Origin of the sequence: Trebonia sp. (genome assembly GCF_030042015.1) — a bacterium.
GTDB lineage: Bacteria > Actinomycetota > Actinomycetes > Streptosporangiales > Streptosporangiaceae > Trebonia.
In genome coordinates this window covers 1-6,333 of sequence record NZ_JASIAL010000230.1, presented here as the reverse complement: position 1 = coordinate 6,333, position 6,333 = coordinate 1, and the positions used below count along the sequence as shown (strand labels likewise).

The 6,333-nt window shown below is 73.2% G+C and carries 5 protein-coding genes and 2 pseudogenes; 3 read left to right on the top strand and 4 right to left on the bottom strand.

Annotation, left to right across the window (positions count from 1 at the left end; all coding sequences use genetic code 11):
• Positions 1 to 34: 34 nt before the first annotated feature.
• Genes Q1N79_RS12090 through Q1N79_RS12080 form a run of 3 tightly spaced genes read right to left on the bottom strand, consistent with a single transcriptional unit; the run spans position 35 to position 3,437 of the window.
• On the bottom strand, positions 35 to 1,060 hold the full coding sequence (locus tag Q1N79_RS12090; protein ID WP_300608405.1) for a uroporphyrinogen decarboxylase family protein: 1,026 nt from the start codon (positions 1,058 to 1,060) through the stop codon (positions 35 to 37).
• A 40-nt stretch (positions 1,061 to 1,100) separates the two neighbouring features.
• Complete coding sequence (locus tag Q1N79_RS12085; RefSeq protein ID WP_300608403.1) at positions 1,101 to 1,952, bottom strand: hypothetical protein; 852 nt, start codon at positions 1,950 to 1,952, stop codon at positions 1,101 to 1,103.
• A 42-nt stretch (positions 1,953 to 1,994) separates the two neighbouring features.
• Complete coding sequence (locus Q1N79_RS12080; RefSeq protein ID WP_300608401.1) at positions 1,995 to 3,437, bottom strand: FAD-binding oxidoreductase; 1,443 nt, start codon at positions 3,435 to 3,437, stop codon at positions 1,995 to 1,997.
• Between the two features lie 157 nt (positions 3,438 to 3,594).
• Between Q1N79_RS12080 and Q1N79_RS12075 the strand changes: the two genes are divergently transcribed.
• From Q1N79_RS12075 to Q1N79_RS12065, 3 genes and pseudogenes are all read left to right on the top strand, one after another.
• On the top strand, positions 3,595 to 3,864 hold the full coding sequence (locus Q1N79_RS12075) for a hypothetical protein (protein WP_300608399.1): 270 nt from the start codon (positions 3,595 to 3,597) through the stop codon (positions 3,862 to 3,864).
• Positions 3,861 to 4,910: pseudogene (locus tag Q1N79_RS12070) on the top strand (ABC transporter ATP-binding protein); the annotation flags it as partial. The gene Q1N79_RS12075 and the pseudogene Q1N79_RS12070, both read left to right, overlap by 4 nt.
• Positions 4,911 to 5,035: 125 nt before the next feature.
• Entirely contained in the window at positions 5,036 to 5,974 is a 939-nt protein-coding gene (locus Q1N79_RS12065) for a Ppx/GppA phosphatase family protein (protein WP_300608396.1), read from the top strand.
• An 82-nt stretch (positions 5,975 to 6,056) separates the two neighbouring features.
• On the opposite strand, the pseudogene Q1N79_RS12060 reads toward Q1N79_RS12065, so the two are convergent.
• A pseudogene (locus Q1N79_RS12060) lies at positions 6,057 to 6,333 on the bottom strand (hypothetical protein); the annotation flags it as partial.

Below are 6,333 nucleotides of genomic sequence, written 5' to 3'. Positions count from 1 at the left end.
CAAGCCCGCGGTCGCGCGCCGCCGGTGGCTGCCCTCAGCCGTCCAGCTCTGCCCGCAACCGGACGGCCGCGGCGCTCATCGCGGCCAGCTTGCCGAACGCGGTCTCGGGCGGGATGTACTTCATGCCGCAGTCGGGAGCGAGCACGATCCGCGACGCGGGCACGTACGGCAGCGCCCGCCGGACCCGCTCGGCCACGGTGTCCGGGGTTTCCACGGCCGGGTCGCTCAGGTCGATCACCCCGAGGATGATCGTCTTGCCGTCCAGGGCGCCCAGCACCGAGCAGTCCAGGTTCGACTGCGCGGTCTCGATCGAGATCTGGTCGCAGTCGCAAGCCGCGAGCTCGGGCAGGAAGGAGTAGCCCGCCGGGCGGTCGTGGATGATCGCGGCGTAGCCGAAGCACAGGTGCAGCGCGGTCGTCCCTACCACGCCGTCCAGCGCCCGGTTGATGACCTTGACGCCATACTGCTGCGCCTCGGCCGGGCGGGCCTGCAGGTACGGCTCGTCGAGCTGGACGATGTCGGCGCCGGCGGCGAAAAGGTCGCGGACCTCCTCGTTCACCGCCTCGGCGTAGCCGAACGCCATCGCCTCCCTGCTCCCGTAGTAGTCGTCTTGCGCCTGCTGCGCCATGGTGAACGGCCCTGGCACCGTGATCTTGACAGTCCGGTCGGTGTGGGCGCGGAGGAACTTCAGGTCCTCCAGCTCGACCGGGCGGTTGCGCCGTATCGCGCCCACGACGCGGGGAACCTGATTGGGGTTACCGCTGCGGTCGAGCGCGGTGCCCGGGTTGTCGATGTCCACGCCATCCAGCGCCGTCGCGAACCGGTTGGAGTAGCTTTCCCGGCAGATCTCACCGTCGGTGATGATGTCGAGGCCGGCATCTTCCTGCGCGCGAATGGCCAGCAGCGTGGCGTCCCGCTGGGCCTGCTCGAGAAACTCGGGGGCAACGCGCCACAGTTCGCGGGCGCGCACTCGGGGCGGAAACCGGCCGGCCAGCCGGTCGCGGTCGATCAGCCAGTCGGGCTGCGGATAGCTTCCGACCAGAGACGTGGGCAGCAACATGAGATGCACGTTACGCCGCAAGATCCCCTTGTGTATACGCCTACTGAAGGATGTTGACCGCCCGGGCGACCACCAGCGCGACGGTCACGATCGAGATCACCGACTGGATGGTCATGGCCATCTTCGCCCAGCGTGACAGCGGCATCACGTCGGTCGGGCTGAACGCGGCGGCGTTCGTGAAAGCCAGGTACAGGTAGTCGGCGAACGTCGGCTCCCAGTTAGGCGGCGCCATCTGCGGCGTGACCATCTGGACGAACTGGAACTCCGGGTAGGGGCGCAGGGCCAGGGCGCGCGCGGCCGGCCCGCCACGGTCGAGTTCCCAGTACCACAGGGCGAAGGCGATCACGTTGGTCAGCCAGATCGCGCTGCCCGTGATCAGCAGCGGCCCGGCCGTCTTGCCTAGCGAGCCCTGCACGATGCCGATCGCCAGCCATGCCACCGACCAGCCGTTGGCGAGGCTGAGCAGGGCCGCCAGGGCGAAGCCAAGCGTGCGCCTCATCCCGGACTGCTGGTTGATCCGGTGCGGGTTTGACACCATCAGCACGATGAGCAGCAGCCCCTGCGCCGCGGGCAGGATCCACGCCGGGCGCACCAGCACCAGCCGTCCGGGGACGGCGATCTGCAGCGCGATCGCGATCGTCGTGACGGCGGCGACCGTCCAGCGCGTCTCGCCCTTGGTCGGGCGGCACCACGCGGGCAGCTGGTGGTGCTCATGCACCAGCCCCGGGGGGTGCCTGCCCTCCGCGGCCAGGCGCTGGGCGACAAGGCGCTCCAGGTCGTCGAGCCGGTCGTGCAGCGACCGGATCCCGTCCAGCACGTGCGCGTCGTCCGGTCGCGCCACGTCGCCGTCATGCGGGACCCGGCGCACGCTATCTTCGCTGATCCCGGGCATAACACCAGTGTCGCCGGCCGGCGGGCCGGCCGTGACCGCGGCCTAGTGCGGAATGCCGGAGATCGCGTCGCCTGCCCGGCCGAGTGCCTCCCCCAGGGCCAGCCGCGCCGGCCCGGCCATGGTGCCGCCGGCGGCGGGTGCCTCGAGCCTGTCGGCCAGCCGGTAGACCGCGTAGAGCCCGTGCACGCCCGCCCAGCGCGCGGGCTCAGGCTCCCAGGGCCGGCTGCGATGCCCCACCCAGGGCAGCGAGGTCAGGTCCGACGACACCCCGAGCACGAGGTCGGCGAGGGTACGGCCGGCCAGGTTCGAGGCGGCGACGCCGACCCCGGTGTAGCCGCCTGCCCAGCCGACGCCGGCTGCGGCGTCGTAGGTCACCGTGGCGCACCAGTCGCGCGGCACGCCGAGCACGCCGCACCAGGCGTGCTCGATCCGCGCCGACTCGGCGGCCGGGAACATCCGCCGCACGATCTGGGCGAGCGCGGCGGCCGTCTCCGGGCTGGTCTCGCCGAAATGATCGGTCGCCGAGCCGAACCTGTACGGCACGCCGCGCCCGCCGAGCGCGATCCGCCCGTCCGCGGTGCGCTGCGCGTACATGTAGGCGCGCGCCTGGTCGGACAGCGTCTCGAAGCCGCCCCAGCCGATCTCCTTCCACGCCGAATCCGGCAGCGGCTCGGTCACCACCATGGAACTGTTCATCGGCAGCAGCGCGCGCCGCGAGCCGGGCAGCGCGGCGGTGTACCCCTCGGTGCAGCGCAGCACGGATTTCGCCCGCACGTCGCCGAACGGGGTCCGCGCGACGGCCGCGTCCCCGGAGCCCGGGCCAGCGGCGGGCAGGATCGCCGTGACCGGGGTCGCCTCGTAGATGTCCGCTCCGCGCCGCTCCGCGGCCGCCGCGAGTCCCGCTGCCAGCGCGGCCGGCTGCACCCGCGCGCTGTCCGGGGCGAACACCCCTGCGAGCGCGCCTGCCACGTTGATCCGCTCCCGCATCTCCTGGCGCGTCAGGAACGTGACCACATCCTCCCCGTCGCCCCATTCCCTGTCGTGCGCGAGCCCCGCCCGCAGGCGGGCCAGCTGCGCGGGCGACGTCGCCACGGTGAGCCGGCCGCCCTTCACGAAGTCGGCGGCGATCGCCTCGGCGGCGCACACCCGCCCGACCTCGTCCACCGTCGACCGCAGCGCGGCCTCGAGCGCGCGCACTCCCTCGGCCCCCCGCGGCCCGCGGGCGTAGCGGGCGCGCGACCCGGGGAGCTCCGAGGTGACCCAGCCGCCGTTGCGCCCTGACGCTCCGTAGCCGGCGAACGCTGCCTCGAGAACTACCACCCGCAGGTCGGGGCGCATGCCCTTGAGGTAGTAGGCCGTCCACAGGCCGGTGTACCCCGCGCCCACGATGCAGACATCCGCTTCTTCCGGCCGCGGCAGCGACGGCCGGCGGGGCGGGAAGCCGCCGCGCGCCTGCCACCAGTAGGAGATTTCGCCGTTACGCATGGTAGCGACCGTACCCCATGCGTTCGCGGCCGGCGGCGACGGGGAGCAGGGTGAGTCTGGACAGGCGCAACCGCTCGTTCTGAATGGACTAGGGCCGCTACCTCCGCGGCCGGGGAGCGGATAAGGTATGCCTATCCTAAGTTGCGGGGTGGGTCGGGTGTGCGGCGAGGGCAGGGCGGCTAGACTTGGCGGGGAAACCTGCGGTTCCGCGGCGGCGCTAGCGTGCCTGAAGCCGGTCAATGCGGACGCCGGATCGCACGTCCTCCCGGACATCGAGTCGCTCACTGCGGAGGTGAACTCCGGCCAGGTGGAGACCGCCCTGATCAGCCGCGACGGCTGGCACCCGCTGACCGCCCGGCCCGCGCCGCTCGCCCGTCGGCTCCACCCGGGCAGGTACGGTGCCTCTCGTGGTGGAGGCCGTCGGTGACGGCGCTTTCAGTCTGCGGGGTGTGGAAGTCCTACGCGAGCACCGTGGTGCTCCGCGGCGTCTCGCTCACGGTGCAGCCAGGGTCGCTGACCGCGATCCTCGGCGCCTCAGGCGCCGGGAAGACGACGCTGCTGCGGGTCATCGCCGGGTTCGAGCCCGTCGACGCGGGGACGGTCACGCTCGCCGGGCTGCGCGTGGAGGACGGGCGCAGGCGGGTGCCGCCGGAGCGCCGCCAGATCGGGTACGTGCCGCAGGACGGCGCGCTGTTCCCGCACCTGACCGTGCGCGGCAACGTGGCGTTCGCGCTGCCGAGGCGGTCGCGCAGAGATCCGTGGGTCGACGAGCTGCTTGCCCTGGTCGGGCTCTCCGAGCTCGCCAGCCGTTATCCGCACGAGCTGTCAGGCGGCCAGCAGCAGCGGGTCGCGATATCGCGCGCGCTGGCGCCCCGCCCCCGGCTCGTGCTGCTCGACGAGCCGTTCGCCTCGCTGGACGCCAGCCTGCGGGCAACCGTCCGGGCCGACGTCATCGGCGCGCTGCGCGCCACCGGGACGACCGCGGTCCTGGTCAGCCATGACCAGGACGAGGCGCTGTCGGTGGCCGACTACGTCGCGGTCTTGCGGGACGGCGTCATCACGCAGTCGGGCACGCCGCGTTCGGTGTACTCGGGGCCGGCCGACCCGTGGACGGCGGGCTTCCTCGGGACCGCGAACCTGCTGCCCGGGGTGCTGGCGGCCGGGCCGGCCGGCGCGGCGGGGGTGCGGACCGCGCTTGGCTGGCACGAGCTGCGCGATTCGGCGCAGCTCGCGGGGGCGGCTGGCGCGGTGACCGTGCTCATCAGGCCCGAGCAGATCGCGCTGTCCCCAGTCGCCGCGCCCGCCTCAGGTGGTTCCCGCGCCGGCGCGCTCCCCGCCGGCGCGATCACCGGCCAGGTCAGGCAGACGCGGTACCACGGGCACGACGCGCTCATCGCCATCGACGTCGGCGAGGCCGGCACGGTGCAGGTGCGCACGCTGGGCGGCGAGCCGCCCGCGCCCGCGACGCGGGTGAGCGTGGCGGTAAGCGGACCGGTCACCGCCTGGTTCGATGAGCCCGATGCCCCGGCCGGGGCGCCAGGGGCGCCAGGGGCGCCAGGGGCCGTCGCGGCGCGGAATCGGCAAGGTAGCGTCTTATCATGCGACTTGGGGTACTGGACATCGGCTCCAACACGGTTCACCTGCTGGTGGTCGACGCATACCCAGGGGCGCGCCCGCTCCCGGCGTTCTCCCACAAGGTCGAGCTTTCCCTCGCCGCCCACCTCGAGCCGGACAAGACGCTGTCGCGTGAGGGGGAGGAACGGCTCACCTGCGTGGTGTCGGAGGCGATGCGGATCGCCGAGGACAAGGGCGTCGAGGAGTTCATCGCCTTCGCCACGTCGGCGGTCCGCGACGCGAGCAACTCCGACCGGGTGCTCGCGCGCGTCCAGGAACAGACGGGGGCGCGGATCAGGGTGCTGTCTGGCGAGAACGAGGCACGGCTGACGTTCCTGGCCGCCCGCCGGTGGTACGGCTGGTCGTCCGGGCGGCAGCTCGTCATCGACATCGGCGGCGGCTCGCTGGAGATGGCCGCCGGGCAGGACGAGGAGGCGGACGCGGTGACGTCCCTCCCGCTCGGCGCCGGCCGTCTCACCAGGGACTGGCTGCCCGACGACCCGCCGTCGCCCGACGAGGTGCGCGCGGTGCGCAGGCACGTGCGGGCGGAGATCGCCCGCCACGCCGGGGGCCTGCTGCGCGGCGGCACGGTCGATCACGTGGTCGGCACGTCCAAGACGTTCCGGCAGCTGGCCAGGATCGCCGGCGCGGCGCCCTCGAACGAGGGATTCTACGTAAAGCGATTCCTCAAGCACACCGACGTCGTCATGTGGGCCGAGCGCCTTGCCGCCATGGACGGCGCCGAGCGCGCCAGGCTGCCCGGGGTTTCCGAAGGCAGGGCGCTGCAGCTGCTCGCGGGAGCCATCGTGGCCGACGGGGTGATGGACCTGATGGGCGTGGCCCAACTGGAGATCTGCCCGTGGGCGCTGCGCGAGGGGGTCATCCTCAAGCGGCTGGACGTGCTCGCCGAACCGGCGCCATAGCAGGCGGCTGGCGGCACGCCCGATCCGGATCGGATGTGCCGCCAGCCGCGCTGACGCTAGCCGCTGCCCTGCGGCGTGGTTGTCACGGCATCATTCGGATGCCCTCGGTGGGCTCGTCCGGGTCGATGAGCCCGGTGCGGCCCGGGTCCCGCTTCCCGTCCCTGTCCGTGCCCAGGGCATCGCCGAGCCCGGAACCCGAGGGGTACGTGCCCGGCACCGACGGACCGGGGCGAGGGGGACCGCTCGGCATCGGCATGGGCGGACGTGGCGCGCCGTCCGGCAGCGAGCCGCCGCCCAGCCGGCCCGTGCCGCTCGCCAGGCCGGGCGACGGCGGAACGCCGCCCGGGCGTCCTGCGGGA